Origin of the sequence: Stenotrophomonas sp. HMWF003 (genome assembly GCF_003061285.1) — a bacterium.
Taxonomy (GTDB): domain Bacteria; phylum Pseudomonadota; class Gammaproteobacteria; order Xanthomonadales; family Xanthomonadaceae; genus Stenotrophomonas; species Stenotrophomonas maltophilia_AP.
The window spans coordinates 13,981-15,168 of sequence record NZ_QAIW01000378.1 but is presented as its reverse complement, the minus strand read 5'-3'; the positions used below and the strand labels follow the sequence as shown (position 1 = coordinate 15,168).

The window sequence follows — 1,188 nt, the reverse complement described above, 5'->3', positions numbered from 1 at the left end:
GGTCGTAGCCGTGCTTGCCGCCGCCGTGATCGCCTGGCGCGTGTTGACGCCCGCGCCGGCCGCCGAAGCCGCCCCCGCGAGCACCGCCACGCCGGTGCGCGTGGCCACCGTGGTGCGCGAAGACCTGGTGGTGCGGCTGAAGGCGCTGGGCACGGTCACGCCGTTGCATACGGTGAGCCTGCGCAGCCGCGTGGACGGCGAACTGCTGCGGCTGTCGTTCCGCGAGGGCGAGCACGTCAAGGCCGGTGACCTGATCGCCGAGATCGATCCGCGTCCTTACCAGGTGGCATTGGCGCGTGCGCTGGGCACCCAGCAGCAGAACCTGGCCGAACTGGACAACGCGCAGACCCAGCTCAAGCGCTACAGCGAACTGCAGGCCAAGCACTTCGTCTCTGCCCAGGACCTGAGCGACCAGCAGAGCAAGGTGCGCCAGCTGCAGGGCCGTCGCCAGACCGACCAGGCCGCGGTGGATGAAACCCGCCTGCAGCTGCAGTACACCCGCATCACCGCGCCGGTGGCCGGGCGCATGGGCCTGCGCAACGTGGACGTGGGCAACCTGGTGCGCAGTGGCGATACCGAGCCGCTGGCCACCATCACCCAGACCACGCCGATCAGCGTGCTCTTCACCGTGCCCGAGCCGGACCTGCCAGCGGTGGTGGCCGCCGTGCGCGCCACGCCCGACCTCACGGTGGAAGCATGGGATCGCGAAGAGCGCCAGGCGCTCGGCAGCGGCGTGCTGTCCAGCCTGGACAACCGCATCGACACCGCCACCGGCACGCTGAAGCTGCGCGCGCAGTTCGCCAATGCCGACGAGGCGCTGTTCCCCAACCAGTTCGTCAACATCCGTCTGCAGGTGAGCAGTGCCGATGCGGTGGTGATTCCCAACGCCGCCGTGCAGTTCGGCAGCAAGGGCAGCTATGTGTACGTGATTGCCCCGGACAACACCTCGCATCTGCGCAACGTGGTGCTGGGCCCGGCTGATGGCGAGCGCGTCTCGGTGCGCGAAGGACTCAAGGCCGGCGAGCGGGTGGTGGTGGAAGGCATCGACGGCCTGCGCGAAGGTGCGCCGGTAGAGGTGGTGCCCACGCCGGCAACACAGGTGGACGCGCCGCGGACCGGCGCATGAACCTCTCGCGGCCCTTCATCGAGCGCCCGGTCGCCACCACGCTGCTGATGGTGGCGCTGCTG

At 69.9% G+C, this 1,188-nt stretch carries 1 protein-coding gene; it reads left to right on the top strand.

The features are described from left to right. Positions 1-1,126, top strand: a 1,126-nt coding sequence (locus DBR34_RS16060) for an MdtA/MuxA family multidrug efflux RND transporter periplasmic adaptor subunit (RefSeq protein ID WP_128097559.1), incomplete at its 5' end; no start/stop codon positions are given. Between the last annotated feature and the right edge of the window lie 62 nt (positions 1,127-1,188).